This is a genomic window from Croceibacter atlanticus HTCC2559 (assembly GCF_000196315.1).
Taxonomy (GTDB): Bacteria; Bacteroidota; Bacteroidia; order Flavobacteriales; family Flavobacteriaceae; genus Croceibacter; species Croceibacter atlanticus.
Window position 1 is genome coordinate 499,505 of record NC_014230.1, and the last position, 19,927, is coordinate 519,431.

At 33.8% G+C, this 19,927-nt stretch carries 20 protein-coding genes; 9 read left to right on the top strand and 11 right to left on the bottom strand.

The features are described from left to right. Positions 1-6: 6 nt before the first annotated feature. The 4 genes from CA2559_RS02060 to CA2559_RS02075 all read left to right on the top strand — a co-directional run bounded on the left by CA2559_RS02060 (position 7) and on the right by CA2559_RS02075 (position 3,560). Complete coding sequence (locus CA2559_RS02060; protein WP_013186175.1) at positions 7-771, top strand: metal ABC transporter ATP-binding protein; 765 nt, start codon at positions 7-9, stop codon at positions 769-771. A gap of 2 nt (positions 772-773) precedes the next feature. After that, positions 774-1,886 carry a metal ABC transporter permease gene (locus tag CA2559_RS02065; RefSeq protein WP_013186176.1) on the top strand — a complete coding sequence of 371 codons (1,113 nt, stop codon included), beginning with the start codon at positions 774-776 and terminating at the stop codon, positions 1,884-1,886. Continuing rightward, on the top strand, positions 1,879-3,039 hold the full coding sequence (locus CA2559_RS02070; protein WP_013186177.1) for a metal ABC transporter permease: 1,161 nt from the start codon (positions 1,879-1,881) through the stop codon (positions 3,037-3,039). The genes CA2559_RS02065 and CA2559_RS02070 overlap by 8 nt, the downstream gene beginning before the upstream one ends. Before the next feature lie 71 nt (positions 3,040-3,110). After that, positions 3,111-3,560 (top strand): hypothetical protein, encoded by a 450-nt coding sequence (locus CA2559_RS02075; RefSeq protein WP_013186178.1) that lies wholly within the window; start codon positions 3,111-3,113, stop codon positions 3,558-3,560. On the opposite strand, the gene CA2559_RS02080 is transcribed toward CA2559_RS02075, so the two are convergent. Both CA2559_RS02080 and CA2559_RS02085 read right to left on the bottom strand, forming a co-directional pair. Then, entirely contained in the window at positions 3,550-3,756 is a 207-nt protein-coding gene (locus tag CA2559_RS02080) for a hypothetical protein (RefSeq protein ID WP_013186179.1), read from the bottom strand. The two genes, CA2559_RS02075 and CA2559_RS02080, sit on opposite strands and share 11 nt — an antisense overlap. Positions 3,757-3,761: 5 nt before the next feature. Next, the gene (locus CA2559_RS02085) at positions 3,762-4,343 is read right to left on the bottom strand and encodes a MarC family protein (protein ID WP_013186180.1); all 582 of its coding nucleotides are present in this window, start codon (positions 4,341-4,343) and stop codon (positions 3,762-3,764) included. A gap of 117 nt (positions 4,344-4,460) precedes the next feature. Here CA2559_RS02085 and CA2559_RS02090 point away from each other — a divergent pair, with 117 nt between their 5' ends. The 4 genes from CA2559_RS02090 to CA2559_RS02105 all read left to right on the top strand — a co-directional run bounded on the left by CA2559_RS02090 (position 4,461) and on the right by CA2559_RS02105 (position 9,554). Further along, the gene (locus tag CA2559_RS02090) at positions 4,461-5,033 is read left to right on the top strand and encodes a DUF3109 family protein (RefSeq protein WP_013186181.1); all 573 of its coding nucleotides are present in this window, start codon (positions 4,461-4,463) and stop codon (positions 5,031-5,033) included. Positions 5,034-5,407: 374 nt separating this feature from the next. Further along, positions 5,408-6,385, top strand: coding sequence for a ribonucleotide-diphosphate reductase subunit beta (locus tag CA2559_RS02095; RefSeq protein ID WP_013186182.1), 978 nt, complete (start codon positions 5,408-5,410; stop codon positions 6,383-6,385). A gap of 159 nt (positions 6,386-6,544) precedes the next feature. After that, complete coding sequence (locus CA2559_RS02100; protein WP_013186183.1) at positions 6,545-9,067, top strand: ribonucleoside-diphosphate reductase subunit alpha; 2,523 nt, start codon at positions 6,545-6,547, stop codon at positions 9,065-9,067. Between the two features lie 127 nt (positions 9,068-9,194). Beyond that, a complete protein-coding gene (locus CA2559_RS02105; RefSeq protein ID WP_013186184.1) occupies positions 9,195-9,554 on the top strand; it encodes a YraN family protein in 360 nt (119 codons plus the stop codon). A gap of 51 nt (positions 9,555-9,605) precedes the next feature. On the opposite strand, the gene CA2559_RS02110 is transcribed toward CA2559_RS02105, so the two are convergent. Both CA2559_RS02110 and CA2559_RS02115 read right to left on the bottom strand, forming a co-directional pair. After that, positions 9,606-10,748, bottom strand: coding sequence for an aminotransferase class V-fold PLP-dependent enzyme (locus CA2559_RS02110; RefSeq protein WP_013186185.1), 1,143 nt, complete (start codon positions 10,746-10,748; stop codon positions 9,606-9,608). Between the two features lie 22 nt (positions 10,749-10,770). Then, entirely contained in the window at positions 10,771-11,127 is a 357-nt protein-coding gene (locus CA2559_RS02115; RefSeq protein ID WP_013186186.1) for a hypothetical protein, read from the bottom strand. Between the two features lie 48 nt (positions 11,128-11,175). Between CA2559_RS02115 and CA2559_RS02120 the strand changes: the two genes are divergently transcribed. Next, positions 11,176-11,712, top strand: a complete 537-nt coding sequence (locus CA2559_RS02120; protein ID WP_013186187.1) for a CvpA family protein — start codon at positions 11,176-11,178, stop codon at positions 11,710-11,712. Between the two features lie 94 nt (positions 11,713-11,806). On the opposite strand, the gene CA2559_RS02125 is transcribed toward CA2559_RS02120, so the two are convergent. From CA2559_RS02125 to CA2559_RS02155, 7 genes are all read right to left on the bottom strand, one after another. Further along, entirely contained in the window at positions 11,807-13,459 is a 1,653-nt protein-coding gene (locus tag CA2559_RS02125; protein ID WP_013186188.1) for a SulP family inorganic anion transporter, read from the bottom strand. Positions 13,460-13,579: 120 nt separating this feature from the next. After that, on the bottom strand, positions 13,580-15,175 hold the full coding sequence (locus CA2559_RS02130) for a SulP family inorganic anion transporter (RefSeq protein WP_013186189.1): 1,596 nt from the start codon (positions 15,173-15,175) through the stop codon (positions 13,580-13,582). Positions 15,176-15,286: 111 nt separating this feature from the next. Continuing rightward, complete coding sequence (locus CA2559_RS02135) at positions 15,287-15,568, bottom strand: hypothetical protein (protein WP_013186190.1); 282 nt, start codon at positions 15,566-15,568, stop codon at positions 15,287-15,289. A 73-nt stretch (positions 15,569-15,641) separates the two neighbouring features. Next, the gene (locus CA2559_RS02140; RefSeq protein WP_013186191.1) at positions 15,642-16,391 is read right to left on the bottom strand and encodes a tetratricopeptide repeat protein; all 750 of its coding nucleotides are present in this window, start codon (positions 16,389-16,391) and stop codon (positions 15,642-15,644) included. A gap of 9 nt (positions 16,392-16,400) precedes the next feature. Next, complete coding sequence (locus tag CA2559_RS02145) at positions 16,401-17,237, bottom strand: SH3 domain-containing protein (RefSeq protein ID WP_013186192.1); 837 nt, start codon at positions 17,235-17,237, stop codon at positions 16,401-16,403. Positions 17,238-17,241: 4 nt separating this feature from the next. After that, the gene (locus tag CA2559_RS02150) at positions 17,242-19,011 is read right to left on the bottom strand and encodes a BatD family protein (protein ID WP_013186193.1); all 1,770 of its coding nucleotides are present in this window, start codon (positions 19,009-19,011) and stop codon (positions 17,242-17,244) included. Next, positions 19,011-19,910, bottom strand: a complete 900-nt coding sequence (locus CA2559_RS02155) for a tetratricopeptide repeat protein (protein ID WP_013186194.1) — start codon at positions 19,908-19,910, stop codon at positions 19,011-19,013. Before CA2559_RS02155 ends, CA2559_RS02150 begins: the two co-directional genes overlap by 1 nt. Between the last annotated feature and the right edge of the window lie 17 nt (positions 19,911-19,927).

A 19,927-nucleotide genomic window follows, 5' to 3' on the forward strand; every position in this document is an offset into this window, starting at 1 on the left:
ATAAATATGATAAAAGATTCAAACAAAGTAGAGGTTAAGAAGAAGTATGCCATACAGGTAGATGATCTTACGGTTGCCTACAACTATAAGCCTGTATTATGGGATATAGATCTTGCTATTCCAGAAGGTGTTCTCATGGCTATTGTAGGCCCAAATGGTGCAGGAAAATCTACCTTAATAAAGTCTATACTCGGCATTATTAAACCTATTGCCGGCACAGTAAGAGTGTTTGGAAAAGATTATAAAAAACAGGTAAATGAAGTCGCTTATGTACCTCAGAAAGGTAGTGTAGATTGGGATTTTCCTACAACAGCACTAGATGTTGTAATGATGGGAACCTACGGTAGTTTGGGTTGGCTTAGAAGACCTGGCAAAAAAGAAAAGAAAGCGTCTTTAGAGGCTTTAGAAAAAGTTGGAATGCTTGCCTTTAAGAATAGGCAAATATCTCAACTTAGCGGTGGCCAGCAACAACGTATTTTTCTAGCAAGAGCTTTGGTTCAAAATGCAAGTATTTACCTTATGGACGAGCCTTTTCAAGGTGTAGATGCTACTACAGAAAAGGCAATAATCAATATTTTAAAAGAACTTAGAAAAGCTGGAAAAACCTTAATTGTAGTACATCATGATCTACAAACTGTACCAGAATATTTTGATTGGGTAACATTTTTAAATGTAAAGGGCATAGCTTCTGGACCTGTTAGAGACATTTTTAATGATGACAACCTAACTAAAACCTACGGAATTAACTATAAGGTTTCTGTAAACGCATAGGTATGGATATTACAGATTTCTTTACAGATTACACGCTAAGAACCATAACCTTAGGTACGGCTATACTAGGTGCGATATGTGGTATGCTTGGTAGCTTTGCCGTTTTAAGAAAAGAAAGTTTACTTGGTGATGCTATTTCTCATGCAGCATTACCAGGTATAGCATTGGCATTTCTTATTACAGGTGCAAAAGACACCTACACCTTACTTTTAGGTGCATTAGTTAGCGGTTTACTTGGCACGTGGTGGATAAGAGGTATAACTAGTAAAACACACTTAAAAAGTGATACAGCCTTAGGGCTCATTTTATCATTATTCTTTGGTTTCGGGATGTTACTCTTAACCTTTATTCAGAAAATGCCTAATGCAAATCAAGCAGGATTAGACAAGTATTTGTTTGGCCAAGCAGCCACTCTACTAGAAAGTGATATTTGGTTAATGGCAGGAATTACTGGTGTGAGTTTAATAATTCTATTACTATTCTGGAAAGAAATTAAACTATTACTGTTTGATGCAGATTACACTAAAACTCTAGGATTTAACACCAAATTTTTAGACGTCTTAATTACATCTTTTATTGTGTTGGCCATTGTTGTTGGCTTACAAACAGTTGGCGTGGTTCTTATGAGTGCGATGCTTTTGGCTCCAGCAGCAGCAGCAAGACAATGGACAAATAAGCTTAGCGTTATGGTACTGCTTTCTGCAATATTTGGTCTTTGTTCTGGTGTTTTTGGTACAGCAATAAGTGCAAGCCAGAATAACCTATCTACAGGACCAGTTATAGTACTTGTTGCTGGTGTTTTTGTATTAATATCATTTATTTTTTCACCCAATAGAGGTATTTTATTTAGACAGCTTCGTCTTATTAATAACCGTAGAGATTTAGAGCAACACAAAACCTTAGCATTTATGTACGGTATTGCAAAAAATCACAGTGATAAATCTCACCCTCACACTATTCGTATTTTAAATAATTTTCAAGGTTTTACCAGAAAAACTTTAGGAAGGCTAGAAGAGAAAGAGTACATCGCGATACAAGGTAAATTGTGGTCTATGACAGAAAAAGGCTATCAAAAAGCAGAGAATTTATACAAGAAAGACAATACAGATGAGTAGCGCACAAATAGACATACAGCTTATAGCAATGTTAGTAGCCCTAGCTTGTGCCATTCCAGGAACATTTTTAGTACTCCGTAAAATGGCTATGATTAGTGATGCTATAAGTCACTCAATTTTGCCAGGTATTGTTTTAGGTTTTTTTATTACACACGATTTAAATTCGCCTATTCTAATTCTATTAGCTGCATTTTCGGGTGTTATTACGGTGTTTTTAGTAGAGTTTATTCAAAAAACTGGCTTAGTAAAAAAAGATACTGCTATAGGATTAGTGTTTCCTGCATTGTTTAGTATAGGTGTTATTTTAATTGCTAAGAATGCAAATGACGTACACTTAGATATTGATGCGGTATTGTTGGGAGAACTTGCCTTTGCCCCTTTTGACAGACTCCTCTTTAACGATATAGATTTAGGACCAAAATCGTTGTGGGTAATTGGCACAATTTTGTTGATTACAATTACTTTGCTAATCATGTTTTTCAAAGAATTAAAATTAAGCACATTTGATAAAGGACTTGCCGCAACATTAGGTTTTTCTCCCATACTTATTCATTATGGTTTAATGACAGTGTCTTCTATTACAGTTGTAGGAGCTTTTGATGCCGTAGGTGCTATTTTGGTTGTTGCATTAATGATTGCTCCAGCAGCATCTGCCTATCTCTTAACAAACGATTTAAAGAAAATGCTGCTGCTATCTTGTACATTTGGGGTATTTGCCGCTATCTCTGGATATTGGCTAGCCAATCTTTTGGATGGTTCCATTGCAGGATCAATGACAACTATGCTTGGCGTAATCTTTTTAATGGTTTATTTCTTTGCTCCTAATAAAGGATTAATTTCTGTCATGTTTAGACAAAAAAGACAACGAAAAGAAGTTTCTCTACTTACATTTTTACTTCACCTTCAAAATCATTCAGAAGAACGTGAGCGACACGTTAATCATTTACAGGAACATATAAATTGGCAAAAAATTCGTTCAAAAACTGTGTTGGATCTGGCTTTAAGAAACAACATGATTTCAATAGAAAAGAATATTGTAACCCTAACAGACAAAGGGCAAAAATTTACAGAACGTGCACTGGAGTTTATTATAACCAACAAGACTTCAGAAATAGAACTTATGAAAGAAGACTTCTTTCTATTTAGAGGTTAACATCCTGTATTTAAAAGTTTTTAAGTAATTTGGCATAGTATTTTCTTAACTACAATTTAAATACCATCCTTATGAAATATGTACTCGTTTTAGTTTTAGCCTTTTCATTTACATCTTGTTGCTCACAAAAAGAAACAACAGAAGCTGCTGCCTCAGAAAATCAAAAAGTAATAGCTACAGAATCTTTTACCAAAATTAAAATGGGACAACTTACACCATTTGGTAATACTATGTTAAAGTTAAAACAAGTTACAAATGATAGCAGATGTCCAGAAGGCGCACAATGCATTTGGGCAGGTGAAGTTTCTGTAATTGTAGGTATGTACGATAAAGGTAAATTTGTAAAGGACATAAATATCACCTTTAGTCCTAAAGATGTAACAAAAAACAAACCTTACCTATTATTTGAAACTGAAGATAGTAAGTATTTTGCTACAGGCATGACACCATATCCTAAAGAAGGTTCTAAAATAGAGCCTAAAGAATATGCTATGGAAATAAGTATTAAGCCTAACGCTTAATAGACTTAGATTTCTGCTCTATTTTCTTAGAGACTAATAGTATTAGCATTAATACAATTACACATAAACAGGCACAGATACCAATAAGTGCGGTCTTACTGTTGCCTTCTAAAAGATTCTCAAAATCTAATAGCGTAATATTATAACCAGCCAATCCTAGTGCTATTACAATTAGTATATAGATAAATACTTTCATGAATGTTAATTAAAAAGTTCCTGAATATTTTCTGCAAATAATTTTACTGCAATTGCTAATAGAATAACCCCAAATACCTTACGTATTACGATAATTCCATTTTTACCTAAAAATCGTTGTAGCCTAGAGGAAGTCTTTAGTACAATATAAACAATTATAATATTTACAATAATTGCTGCAATTACATTTGCCAATGAGTATTCTGCTCTTAGTGATAACAGAGTAGTTAAACTACCTGGACCTGCCAACATAGGAAATGCTAAAGGGAAAATTGCCGCAAGGTCTGAGCTACTTTCATCTTCTTTAAACAATGTAACTCCTAATACCATTTCTAAAGCAATAAAAAATAGTATAAAAGCACCAGCAACAGCAAATTCATTTACATTAATCCCAATAAGTGATAGTATACTTTCTCCTAAAAATAAAAATACAATCATTACTACAGCTGCAACTATAGCTGCTTTTTCAGAATGTATATGACCATTTTTATCCCTTAGGGATAGTATAATGGGAATATTACCTATAATATCTATAACAGCAAACAATACCATAGTTGCTGTAAATATTTCCTTGAAATTTAACTCCATCTCAACATAGTTTAAGATGCAAAATTAGGTATTAAAATATTCTAAGCATCTATTTTAGGGATTAGTATTGCAGATATTTTATATGGTAAATACACTTAGACAAAGTATCTTCGCAAAATGTTTCAATTAGGAAAAACCATAGTCTCAGAAGAGATCATAGAGAAAGATTTTGTGTGCAACCTTAATTCTTGTAAAGGCGCTTGCTGTATAGAAGGCGAAGCTGGTGCACCGCTTGAAGAAGATGAAGTAAATATCTTAAAAAAAATATACCCAAAAGTTAAACCTTTTTTGAGAGAAGAAGGAATAGCTTCTATCAAAGAACAAGGCACATATATTGAAACCCCTTTGGGTGATTTAGAAACACCATTAGTAAATGGTAAAGAGTGCGCCTACGTAACTTTTAAAGACAATGGTATGGCAGGCTGTGGTATAGAAGATGCATACAACGCTGGCGAAATAGATTACAGAAAACCTATTTCATGTCACCTTTACCCAATTAGGATAAAAAAATACTCAAGTTTTTCTGCAATAAACTATCATAGATGGCCAATTTGTGATGATGCCTGCACACTTGGTAAAGAACTTAAGGTACCGGTTTATAAATTTACCAAAGATGCTTTAATAAGAAAATATGGTGAAGATTGGTACAAAGATTTAGAGAAAGTTGCAGAGGAGCATCTCAAACTTTAATTCCAAACTTCTCATTTTATTTTTAAGTATTAAATGTTAAAATTTAGGTCTTAAAGACACAAAAATCACTTCAGTTTTAATCAATTTTCAGACTGTTAAAAAACGTGTGAAACACTATGTTCACACTTGCTAACAACGATTTAAAGTCGAAAATATGAATTCAATAATTTTTAGCGTAATTATTTGTTTTTCAGTAATTTAAAACGCTTTTATTGAGATTACCGCATACACTTTCAAATACGATATGTTGAAAACTTTGTGGATAACGTTGGGGTCATTTCTTCGATATTAACCGTACTATTTTACATATTTGTTAGTCCCTAATCGTCACAACCAAATCTGTGACTTTTTAATCGCAAAAACGCACTAGAGACATGAGCCAAGTAGAACCAATTTTACAGAAAAACGAAAACAGATTCGTCATCTTTCCAATCCAACATAATGACATTTGGGAATGGTATAAAAAGATGGAAGCTTGTTTTTGGACTGCAGAAGAAATTGATCTTCACCAAGATCTTACAGATTGGAATTCTAAGCTTAATGACGACGAGCGTTATTTCATAAAACACATACTTGCATTTTTTGCTGCAAGTGATGGTATAGTAAATGAAAATTTAGCAGAAAACTTTGTAAATGAAGTTCAATATAGTGAAGCTAAGTTTTTCTATGGTTTTCAAATCATGATGGAAAACATTCACTCAGAAACTTACTCGCTTTTAATTGATACGTATGTAAAAGACGAAGCAGAGAAAGATCAACTATTTAGAGCTATCGAGGTTTTTCCTGCAATTAAGAAAAAAGCAGATTGGGCTTTAAAATGGATAGAATCAGATTCTTTTGCAGAACGTCTTATTGCATTTGCAGCCGTTGAGGGTATTTTCTTCTCAGGTGCATTCTGTTCTATTTTCTGGTTAAAGAAACGTGGCCTTATGCCAGGACTTACATTTAGTAACGAGTTAATTTCTCGTGATGAAGGTATGCACTGTGATTTTGCAGTACACCTTCACAACAAACACTTAGTAAACAAAGTTTCAAAAGAGCGTATTCGCGAAATTATTGTTGACGCCTTAAATATTGAAAGAGAGTTTATTACAGAATCACTACCAGCAAGTCTTATAGGTATGAATTCTAACTTAATGACTCAATATTTAGAGTTTGTTACAGATAGACTTTTACTTGAATTAGAGTGCGAGAAAGAATACAACACAGCAAATCCATTCGACTTTATGGATATGATATCGCTACAAGGAAAAACTAACTTTTTCGAAAAACGTGTAGGAGATTATCAAAAAGCTGGTGTTATGGATCAAGATAAAGACAACAGCAAGATTAGTTTCGACGCAGACTTCTAGAAGCCTAAAGCTTCTAAACACAACACGGTAACGTGTCTTAAATATATATAGAGTATCACTAGCCTTTAAAGCTGAAGGCATTTCCCTTTAGCTGTAAACTTTTGGGCTAAAACAATTAATCACTTAGCCTTAAACCGCTAAACCAAAACCAATAACACCATGGACGTATTAAAAAGAGACGGCAGACGCGAGCCAGTCATGTTTGACAAAATTACAGCGAGAGTAAAAAAATTATGTTACGGCTTAAACGAGTTGGTAGATCCTGTTAAAGTTGCCATGCGTGTTATTGAAGGTCTTTATGACGGTGTTACAACAAGCGATTTAGATAACCTTGCAGCAGAGACAGCGGCATCTATGACGGTATCGCACCCAGACTACGCTAAGTTAGCTGCTCGTATTTCTGTATCTAACCTACACAAAGACACTAAAAAGACGTTTAGTGAGGTTATGACAGACCTTTACGAATATGTAAATCCTCGTACAGGTAAAAAAGCACCATTATTGTCTGATGAGGTGTATAAGGTTATACAAGACAATAAAGACAGGCTAGACAGCACCATTATTTATAACCGTGACTATGGTTATGACTATTTTGGTTTTAAAACATTAGAGCGTTCTTACTTACTTAAACTTAACGGAAAAATTGCTGAACGTCCACAGCATATGTTAATGCGTGTTTCTGTAGGTATTCATTTAGATGATTTAGATGCAGCCATAGAAACATATGAGCTTATGTCTAAAAAATATTTTACACACGCCACTCCTACTCTATTTAATTCTGGAACACCAAAACCACAAATGTCTTCTTGCTTCCTGTTAACTATGCAGGATGATAGTATAGATGGTATTTACGATACACTAAAGCAAACAGCAAAGATTTCACAATCTGCAGGAGGCATTGGATTATCAATTCATAATGTAAGAGCAACAGGTTCTTATATTTCTGGAACAAACGGAACATCTAACGGTATAGTACCAATGCTGCAAGTGTATAACGACACAGCAAGATACGTAGACCAAGGTGGTGGAAAACGTAAAGGTTCATTTGCAATTTATATAGAGCCTTGGCACGCAGATATTTTTGATTTCCTAGATCTTAAAAAGAATCATGGTAAAGAAGAAATGCGTGCAAGAGATTTATTTTACGCAATGTGGATTCCAGATTTATTCATGAAGCGTGTAGAAGAAGATGGCAACTGGACATTAATGTGCCCTAATGAGTGCCCAAATCTATTTAACGTACACAGTGAAGAGTTTGATGAACTTTATTTGAAGTACGAATCTGAGAACAAAGGACGTAAGACTATTAAAGCACGTGTACTTTGGGAGAAAATTCTTGAATCTCAAATTGAGACCGGAACACCTTACATGCTTTATAAAGATGCAGCTAACCGTAAATCTAACCAGAAAAACTTAGGTACAATTCGTTCTTCTAACTTATGTACCGAAATTATGGAGTACACAAGTCCAGATGAAGTAGCGGTATGTAACCTAGCCTCTATAGCATTACCAATGTTTGTAAAGAATGGTGCTTTTGATCATAAAGAATTATTCAGAATAACAAAACGTGTAACTAAAAACCTTAACAAGGTAATAGATAGAAATTACTATCCTGTTAAAGAAGCAGAAAACTCTAACTTCCGCCATCGTCCTGTAGGATTAGGTATTCAAGGTTTAGCAGATGCATTTATTATGCTGCGTATGCCATTTACAAGTGATGAAGCCAAGACGTTAAATCAAGAGATCTTTGAGACACTTTATTTTGCTGCTGTTACAGCATCTATGGAGTTAGCAATAGAAGAAGGACCATATTCTTCTTACGAAGGTTCTCCAATAAGCAAAGGAGAATTTCAATACAACTTATGGGGAATTAAAGACGAAGAACTTAGTGGCCGATGGGATTGGGCAGGTTTAAGACAAAAAGTGTTAGAAAATGGTGTTCGTAACTCATTATTAGTTGCACCTATGCCAACTGCATCTACATCTCAAATACTAGGGAACAATGAAGCTTTTGAGCCATATACATCTAACATCTATACAAGACGTGTATTATCTGGAGAGTTTATTGTTGTTAACAAGCACCTACTAGAAGATTTAGTGAATCTAGGTCTTTGGAATAACGACCTTAAGAATGCTATTATGCGTGCAAATGGTTCTATTCAAAATATAGATGGTATTCCTCAGGATTTAAAAGAGCTTTACAAAACTGTATATGAGCTATCTATGAAAGACATTATAGATATGTCTCGCCACAGAGGTTACTTTATAGACCAAAGCCAGTCGCTTAACCTCTTTATGGAAAATGCGAACTACGCTAAGCTTACATCTATGCACTTTTACGCTTGGAAAAACGGCTTAAAAACAGGTATGTATTACTTGAGAACTAAAGCTGCTGTTGATGCAATTAAGTTTACAGTTGAAAAAGCTAAAAAAGCAGAACCACAACCACAACAACAAGAGGTTGCTGCTAAAGCTGCTGAAACATTACAACAAGCAAAAACACAGTTAGAACCACAAGCACAAACTGTACAAGCACCAGAAGTTGCAAAAACACAACCAGTTTTATTTGACAATGTGAGTAATACTGAAAATACCGAAGAGTTATCTCCAGAGGAATTAAAAGCAATAATCCAACAATCTAAAGATGCTCAAGGTGATGACTGCTTAATGTGCGGCTCATAACCTAAAGACCTAGTAATGTTCTAGAACTTACTATTTAATTTGTGTTAATTAAAATGCGGATAATCTTAATTGATTATTCGCATTTGTCATTTATAACAACATACAATCTATTTTGCTATCTTTAGTTATGGCACAACATAATGAGTTAGGTAAAGAAGGTGAAAAACTTGCAGTACGCTTTTTAAGCGACAAAGGCTATACTATACTCGAAACCAATTATCGGTATTTAAAAGCTGAAATTGATATTATAGCTAGAATAGGAAATGTAATTTGTGTTGTTGAGGTAAAAACAAGAAGTACTTCAGAATTTGGAAACCCACAGGAATTTGTAAAACCAAAACAAATAGGCTTATTAGTTAGCGCAATAAACAACTATATAGAGGATATAGAAGATGATGTTGAAATTAGATTTGATATCGTCGCTATTGTTAAAAATAAACTAGGCACTACTGTAGAGCATTTAGAAGATGCTTTTATGCATTTTTGAAACAGTATTACAAATGTACACCTCTATTTAAGTAACGGCAAATAAGACGATTTAAAATTGTGCTACTAACCTTTCAAAATCTTCAGTAGTATTATAAACATGTGGTGATACTCTTATAGCATTACCACGATAAGACACAATAACTTTAGCGTCTTCCAATCTTTTCTTCAACACATTTAAATCCATATGTTTTGGTAAATAAATACCAAATAAATGGTGAGATCTATATGCATCATCTTCAATAAAACAACCTTTACTTCTTAATGTATTTACAGCTTCAGAAGAAATAGAGTTACAGTAATCCTGAATATGTTGTGGTTTCCATGATAATAACTGTTCTAAAGCAGTAGTAAGCATTGGCGTTAATATAAAATTACTACTTTCTCCAACTGAAAAACGACCAGCTTTTGGTTGAAAGTGTTCTTGATAGTTTACCAAGTTTGTGAAATCTTCACTACCTAGTCTGTTCATCCAATTATGTTCAATAGGATTGCCATTACAAAGTGAATCTGCATAATACGCCATACCAAGTCCATATGGTCCTAGTAGCCACTTGTATCCTCCACAAATAAGTGCATCTACATTAAACTCTTTTATAGAAAAAGGTAAAGCCCCAACACTCTGTGTACCATCTACAACTAATTTGGCACCTACACTGTGAGTAGCTTCTCTAATAGTCTTTAAATTAAATAACGTGCCATCTGCCCAATGAGAATGCGCAAGTGAAACTACTTTGGTTTTTTTGGTAATACTTTTGAGAATTGAATCGTTCCACAATTTACCACGATTTATAAAGGTATCGGGCGCCTTTATGGAAACAATCTTAGCACCTACTTTTTTTGCCTCGTGCTGCCAAACATATACGTTACTAGGAAACTGCTCATTAATTAAAATAACTTCATCATCGCGCTTTAAATTGCAATTTTGAGCAACATTAGCCATACCATAAGAAACTGATGGAATAATGGCTGTATGTTCATAATTATCTGCAGAAATAAGTTCTGCAAAGCGTTTTCTTAACGTTGTACGTGCATCAAAAAAATGTTCTGAGGTAACATTAAAAGGTTGTTCTTTTAAGTGCACCATATCTACACCAACTTCACTTACAGATTTTAACTGTGGAGACATATATGCACCATTTAAATAGGTGATGTCTTTAGGTAAATTAAATAAATGACTTTGATTTTGTAGCATAATATTATAGTACGAGGTTATATTATGAAATATACGCTTTCTCTAAAAAATATGTAACTATAGCTTCTTTCATTAAAACACTCTGCTCACCAGCTTTTAAATTTGGTAGCTGGTCTAGCACTTTGTAATGAGGCCAGCCATCATCATCAAAAAATTCAAATTCATAATAACCATAAGGTTCAAGTAGCCTGCATATTGCAATGTGCATTAAATCTATCTTATGGTCTTTTTTATATTTATCGTGAGGTTTACCTAATTCTTGTACACCAATTAGATAGATAATTGCATCTAAATCTAATACCTCGCCATCTGCAAATTGTGCAGAAAGCTTATCTACAACTTGTTGCCAACGTTGCTTTAATTCTTCATCTCTTGCCATAGTGCAAAGATACTTAAGTTGAAGCGCATAATTACCTATATTTGAGATATGAATTTTATAGATATTATTTTAGGGATATTCCTATTACTAGGGCTTGTAAGAGGTTTTATGAAAGGCTTTTTTGTTGAATTAGCTTCTTTGGTTGCATTAATTGCAGGTATTTTTGGCGCTATTCACTTTTCCTATTATGCAAGCTCTTTTATTGCTGAACATGTTGATTGGGAAGAAAATTATATAAACCTTGCTGCATTTGCTGTAACCTTTATCATAATTATTGTAATTATTTCTCTTGCCGGAAAATTACTTACAAAATTGGCAAATATCATTGCTCTCGGTATTTTAAATAAATTGCTTGGTGGTGCATTTGGAGTAATAAAAATGGCATTTTTGGCTAGTGTAATTATACTATTTTTTGAAGCAGTTAATAGCAACAATTCTTTAATAGAACAAGAAAAGCTAGACAGTTCTGTACTCTACGCTCCAGTGTCTAAAATAACTCCTTTAGTATTACCCTCAATTTTGAAGGAGGCAAAGAATAGGGATATCCTGGATAAGGATAAAAGATACATTGGTGAAGAAAAATAATTCAAAATATAAAAGCACCTCAGTTTATAAAGACTGAGGTGCTTTTTAAATTTTACTTTCACAAACTATGAAAGTATACAATAAATTTTAAAAGTTAATCTGATAATTGAAGTTTTAAGTACTCCAAGCAATCATATATAGTATCAAAAATATCCTGTTCTTGGATAAGCTTTGGTATAATACCTACAGCTTCCAACATTTTTCGAGGCTGAGTATCAAGACCTACTAATAGGACTTCGATTCCCTTTCCTTCAAGATCTGTTATAATATCTTCTAAAGCATATACACCAGATTGATCAATATAAGGGACACGATCCATTCTAAAGATCACAACACTCTTGTCTTTTGAGTTTCGTTTTACTTCATCTTTAAAATAGGAAGTAAATCCAAAAAACAATGGCCCATATAATCTTTTGATGAGAATTTTTTCTTTGTTGGTCTCGTAAAAATTACCTTCAGTTTTCCACTTGGAGTCATTGTCATCAATATCAGATAGTGTTCCTGTAGTAAGTCCTCTTTCTGCCATATCACCAGACTTCTTCATAAACAGTAAGCAGGCTAATGCCACACCAATTCCTACAGCTTGAATTAGGCTTCCAAAAGTGGTCATTAATAATACAAGAATCATTACAAATGCGTCGCCCTTAGGTACTTTTAAAAGATGCTTTAATCCTTTAATATCTATAATCTTAAATCCTATTGGAATAAGAATACCAGCTAGTACACAAAGTGGTATTTCAGAAGCTAAAAACCCAAGTCCTAATAATACAGCTAATAAGAACAAGCCGTGAATCATACCTGAAAGACGTGTTGTGCCACCAGCATTTATATTTACAACAGTACCTTTTGTAGCACCAGCACCAGGAATACCACCTATAAGACCACCTATTGCATTACCAATACCTTGCCCTATAAGCTCTCTGTTTGAGTTGTGCTTGGTTTTAGTCATACTATCTGCTATTACTGAGGTTAACAATGAATCAATACTACCTAGTAAAGCAAGGATAAATGCATACTCTAAAATAATGGAAAAAGCGTTTAAATCTATTCCAAGAATTGTATCAATTTTTAATTCTAGGAATGAAGGTATCTCACCTATGTCCTTAATTAAAGGAACATCAAAATTGAAAAAATAGCCTATTAAAGTCGCTACAATTAGTGCTACAAGTGCTGTAGGAATAGCTTTATTAATTTTAGGCCAAATTATATACACAGCTATAGTAATACTTCCTAACAGAAGTGCTTGTGGATTAAACTCTGCAAATAATCTTGGTAAATCCTTCATGATTTTTATGGTAGACTTGGCAGAGTCTAGTCCAACAAATGGAAATATTTGAAGAATAATGATAATCAAACCAATACCACTCATAAATCCAGAGATTACCGGATAGGGAAAGTATTTTACATAACCTGCAATATTAAGAAAGCCAAAAACAATTTGGATAAGCCCAGCAAAAACGAATGTTGCTAAAATTATACCCATACCAGCTTCAAGACTTCCTGTAAGCTCTATTGCAGCGACAACAAGTGCTGCTGTCACAACAGTCATAGGACCTGTAGGGCCACTGGCTTGTGTTTGTGTACCTCCAAAGGCGGCAGCAAATATACCAACTGCTATCGCACCGTAAAGTCCTGCAGCTGCTCCCATTCCAGATTGTACTCCAAATGCTAAAGCTAATGGCAATGCTACTACTCCTGCTGTAAGACCACCAAAAAGATCGCCTTTAAAATGTTTGAACGTTATCATTAAATTAATTTTACTTAAAAGATTAGTTTTCAATTTTAAATAGTTGTGTAAAACACAAACTCATAATTGCATCAATTAAAAACCATAACTACTGATGCCTGTCAGTAGATATGGTAATTATTAGGCTCCTCGTCTAAAAGGTTGTTTTTTCTCTTGATTAAAGAACTGCTCGTAGCTTTCTGGATTTTCTGTGATTCCTCTTTCAGAAATAATCTTTATATGAATGTTACGCTCTTCTGCTCTAAATTTAAAATCGTCTAATATCTCAATAATATCATGATCTAAATATTTAGCCTTTCTCGTATCAATTTCTAAGAATGAATTACTCTCAAGATTGTTTAATTCTTTCAAAATTGCTCCTTTATTAATAAAAGTAACTTCTTCTGCAAGAGTCATCTTAACATGGTTTTTACCATTTGATGGTTCTTCGATATGTAAAAAGTGAGAGTTTTGGTAGCTTTTTATTACAATTACTACAATACCAATTGCAAGTCCTAAACTAATACCAATTAATAAATCTCCAAACACAATACCTATTACAGTAACTATAAATGGTACAAATTGTTTCCAACCTAAAACAAACATTCTTTTAAAGGTAGATGGCTTAGCTAATTTATATCCTACTAAGAATAGAATAGCTGCCAATACAGATAAAGGAATAAGGTTTAGAATATTAGGGATTAATATAACAGATATTAATAATAAGAAACCGTGAAGGATTGCTGATAATTTTGTTTGTCCACCAGACTGTATGTTAGCCGAACTTCTTACAATTACCTGTGTAATTGGTAGACCACCAATTAAACCAGATATCATGTTACCTGTACCTTGTGCAAATAACTCTCTGTTAGTAGGTGTTGTTCTTTTCTTAGGGTCTAGCTTATCTGTAGCCTCAACACAAAGTAGTGTTTCTAAACTTGCTACTAAAGCAATTGTAAATGCTGTTATCCAAACATCTGGATTACCAATAACACCAAAATTTGGGAAGGTAAACTGACCTAGGAATGAGTCAAAATCATCTGGAATAGGAACACTCACTAAGTGTTCTTGACTAATACTCCAACCTGAAATATCTTGAGTAGCTACAAAATAAACAATACCTGCAAATACTGCTACTAAAGGTCCTTGTACTAATTGAAATATTTTACCTTTTTTAGATAAAACTGCTTCCCATAATATTAAAATCACCATAGCAATAACTGCTATTAAAGTAGCGCCAGGACTTATATTACCAATAATATTTCCTAATTCAGAAAATGTATTTTCACCGTCCATTTGTAAAAATGCCCAATCTCCTTCTGGATCTGCATCATAACCAAAGAAATGAGGAATTTGCTTAAGTACAATGATAATACCAATACCTGTTAGCATACCCTTAATTACGGATGATGGAAAGTAATATCCTATTATACCACCTTTTAGAAGACCAAAAACAATTTGAATTGCTCCACCTAAAACTACAGCTACTAAGAAGTTTTCATAACTCCCTAAACTTGCAATTGCAGCTAGTACAATAGCGGCAAGACCTGCTGCAGGACCACTTACCCCTAAACTAGAACCACTAATGGCTCCAACTACAATACCACCGATAATACCTGCAATTAAGCCTGAAAATAGTGGTGCTCCACTAGCTAATGCTATACCAAGACAAAGAGGAATAGCAACAAAAAATACCACGACACTAGCTGGAAAATCGTGCTTTAAATTCTTAAACATATAATATATTTTAATGCAGAAAGACTTTTATCTTTCTGTTGTTTTTAATAAATAATAATGGCAACAAGACAACCTTATTAAGAGAAAGCTAGCTTGTTGTGACTAAATATATTATGAGAATTTTGGTGGCGGATATGCCGTATCTATATACACAGATACAAATGTGCAATTGTATTTGAAGTATTGTTTGTCTGTATCTAAGAAATCATAATACTTAAATACAACATCATTTTCAGAATGACTGTAATCTTTAAAGTCTAATTTGTTTTTGCAGTTTTCTTCCTCAATTACAACGACACTCATTACCTCTTGATCAAATATAAGAGACAATGTAGGTACAATTGTAAAGGCTAAAAACCCTATGAGAAATATGAATGCTTTAAACTTTATCAACTCTAAAAATTTATGAAATGCAAAAGTATTGAATTTAAAAAAATTAACATTTAAACTAATGTTAAAGCTATCATCAAAGTGCCTTTAATTCAGTTTTTAACAGCCAACCTTGTTTGCCGTCTGCTAATTCAATTTTTCTCCAAGAATCAAAATCTTCTAAAATTTTAGCCTTAGTACCTTCATGTAATAAGAATAGCTGTTCGCTTCTTGAGTTAGGCTCACTTCTTACAACAACTTCTTCTGGAAAGATAATACCAAAACTTTTTTGTTCCAACACAGATTGCTGTTGGTAAGCAAATACAACTGCACATATTGCAATTAAAAATGCTAAACTGCCGCCTATAAAGAACAATCGTTTTTTTAATGATGCTCTAGAGAAGTAATAAAGAAGTATTAACACCACAAAAGAAATTGAAGCTATTACAGCAAGCCAAGCCCAACCATTTACGCTTAAAGTAGCAATAACAGAGTTTACAATTTTAGAAACTCCAGTTTTAGGAACCTCATCTATAGCATCAATAGTCATTTGTCTTGCGTAAGCTAGATTGTTTGTTACATCTGCATCATTAGGATCTAGCTTAAGAGCTTTTTCAAAATAATATACGCTAGGCCCAACATTATTTAATTTATAATGAGAATTTCCTAAGTTATAATATACAGATGTGCTTTCGTATCCATCTTTAAGGATAGATTGGTATTTAGATATAGCCTCTTCATAGTTTTCATTTGCATAGGCTTGGTTAGCTTCTTTAAAAAGCGACTCAGACTGTGCAATGGTAACAGTTGTAATAAAAAGGGCACATATTATAGTTACAAACTTCATAATCCTAAATTAACATCCTACCATTAAATTAAACTCTATAATCTTTTCTGTGGTTTTACCATTCTCATCTGTTAACACTACTTTGTACCAAACATTTTGTGACTTTATACCAATACCGTTTTCTGTGAGTGTTTTGAATGGGTTTATCATATTTGCTACCTTTTGGCTACAAAGTCTTCTCAGATCATCTTTGATTTCTGCTACAGATATTTTTTCTTTGAAAGTCTCATCTTCTACCTCATCTTTAAGTGATGTAAACGTATTATCTTCTAAAAGTGGAGGCATTAATCTCCAATCACTTTTAAACGTATAGCTTCCCGATAAATCGCAAAATGGTTGCTCATCAAAAACAACAAGGCTTTTTTCTACGCGCTGATATACTTTTACGTTTACATTGCGTTCTGGCTGTACACGTACCCATTTATTAAATGGAGAGTCTCCATAAGACACCTTTACCGTTACCTTATCTTCTGCATTAAACGTATTGTTTTTAGATAACAACCTAACATCTTCTATATAAACAACAGCATCATTAAACTGTATCTTTATACGTTTATCTATCTTTTCTGAAGATAACTCTGATGTTAATACGTAGCCTAAGATATGTTCAAAAAACCTGTAGAATCTAATTTTTGAGAACTCGCCTTTTTCGTCAAGAATTTCTACTTCTGTACCATAATCCAGTACATCTACATCTTTAGCATCTGCACTAGGCACTTCTTTTAATGGCAATCCATTTTCTGTACAAACGTATTTAAGAGTTTTAGCAAAGCCAAGGCTTGAAACAAACATTGCAAGAACTACAACTATCTTACTAAGATTATATGTGTTTTGTGCGCCATTCATATCCTTACATTTGTTTATCTATTTGAGAAATAACTCTGCTTGCCTTATCATAATCCTGTTGCATTGCGGTATTGCTACTTGGAGTATATCTTGCAAATTCACAATTTTCCAATAATGAGATATATTCAATACTAGGTGCTTCATCTGCGCCACGTTCTTTTAATAAACGTTGTATCCTATCCTTACTCATCTCACTAGTTTGAATATTTAATTTTGCTTTTAAATAATTGTGTAAAGCGCGCTCTAAACTTTCATAAAACGGTTTTTGGTCTCCTAGTTTTTTCTTAGCATCACTTAAATACTTTCTAGCTAATTTATCTGCTTTTCTAATTCGGTTTCCTCTAACATCATTTGCTCGCTCCTCTCGTTTCTTACCAAATATTATAGCTAGTGGTATAAGTGCCAATGGTCCTAACAATAATATCCAGAAGCCAATACTCTTAAAAAAGGCCTGATCACCAATTGGTTTTAAATTGGCGTTTTGTTTAATAAACCTAAACGGAGTACCTGTAGTAACAACTGCTTGTTTGTTGTTGCCCGAAGTTACACCTGTTGCCGTTGCATTTCCAGTATTTTCTGGACCCGAAAGTACATCGATCACAATTTCTTTTGACGTTATTGTTTTATAAGTTTCAGTTTCTAGGTCGAAATATGAAAAGCTAATTGGAGAAATAGGGTACTTACCTTTATAGTTTGGAATTATAGTATATGTTTCTTCAACACTACCTCTCATGCCGTTAACAGTAGTTGAAACTCTCTCTTTACGTTGAGGCTCAAAAACTTCTAATGAGCTAGGCACAACAAGTTCTGGGAAATTAAACATTGAAAGATTTCCGTTACCTGAAATTTTAACTACAGCATCTAAGCTTTCTGTAGCCTCTAGCTCTGTTTTGTTTGTGGTAACTTCAAAATTAAATTTACCTACAGCATTTGTAAAGTTTGAAGGTTTTCCTTCTGTAGGAAGTGGCTTAACATCTATAATTCGTTTACCTGCACTCACGTTTTTCTTTACTGTTTCAAACAAACGTCCTCCAAAAATATCTCGTCTGTTTGAAGGCACATCTACATCTATAGATAATGATAGTGGCTCAATTTCTAACTTTCCAGATTTTTGAGGATACAATACTGTTTTCCTTAGTGTTACATAGCGATATTGTTCTCCTTGATATGTGCCATTTTGTACTTTAAGTTGTTTTATATCTATACTCTGGCTCCAAAAATCTGCATATTTAGGACTCGCTATTTCACGCCAATTACTTACAGAAGTAGATGGGCTTACATATAACTTATAGGTAACTGTAACGCCTTCATTTAAATATGGGTTGGTTTTAGAAACCTCTGCAACTAAATGTATATTATCATCTGCCACAACGCTGGCATTATTACCATCTGTAGGATTTTCTACAGCATTTGTAACCGTTATTTTTATGGGTGTTGTCTTATAAGTAGTTCCTTCTATATCTATTACAGCTTGTTGTATAGTAAAGTTACCAGTAGCTGTTGGCTCTAAAAAATACTTATAACTTTTCTTATAAGTACTCTTACCATTTATCCAGCTTTGGCTAACAGATTGGTACGGACCTCCAACTTTTCTAAACCCTGTAAACTCTGGAGGATTAAAGTTATCTCCATCTTTGTTCATGGTAAACTCTACACTTAAGCGTTCATTAACACCTAGTTTAGTTTTACTCACACTGGCTTCAAAAGAAATTTGAGCAAAGGTGTTTGCCCCTATTAAAACCAAGCAAATTAATAAGACATGTTTTAATTGCATTACCAATCTTTTTCTGTTTTTACTTTTGCAGCTTTCGCTTTCTTAGCATTTAATTTCTCCTGAACCTTTGCTTCTTGGTTGGCCATAGTTTCTAACAGGTTCTGTATTTGTTGAGGGCTAAGCTGCCCTTTGCCTTGTTGAGGCTGTTGTTGTTCTTTCTTTTCCTTACCGTCGTTATTTTTACCATCACCTTGTTTATCGTCCTTAGGCTTTCCTTCTTCACTTTCGTCTTTATTGCCTTGGTCTTCCTTGTTTTCTTTATCATCTCCTTCATTACCATCTTCACTTTCTTCACCTTTATCGTCTTTGTCTTTTTCGCCTTGATCTCCTTCTTTCTTCTCTTGATCGTCTTGCTTATCCTTGTCTTTATTTTGCTCTTCGTTCTTCTTATCATCATTACCGCCACCACCATCTTTCTGCTCTTTTTCTAATAAGCTTTTGGCCAAAGCAAGATTGTAACGCGTTTCATCATCATTTGGATTGTTTCTTAAAGCTTGCTTATAAGCTTCAACAGCTTTAGCGTATTTTTTATCGCGCATAAATGTGTTCCCTAAATTATGGGCACTTTTATGTTTTAATTCTTTTTCTTCTGAAGCTGTTTCTGCTGTAACATACTTTTCACCTGCTTCACTTACCTTATCCTTGGTGTAATATAAGTTTCCTAAATTATATTTTGCTTCATGATTATTAGGATTTTTAGCAATAGCTTTTCTATATGAAGCCTCTGCAAGCGGAAAATTATCTTCTGCAAGATAGTCTTGAGCTTCATTTAATAAATCTTGAGCTTCTTGCTCTTGCTTTAGTTGCTCTTTAGTTTTTTGTTGTGCCTGCGTGGTAATAGTGAACACCAAAGCACATAGCAAACTTAGTATAAGAGATACGTTGTGTTTAGTTTTCATTGTTGTTAATTTATATA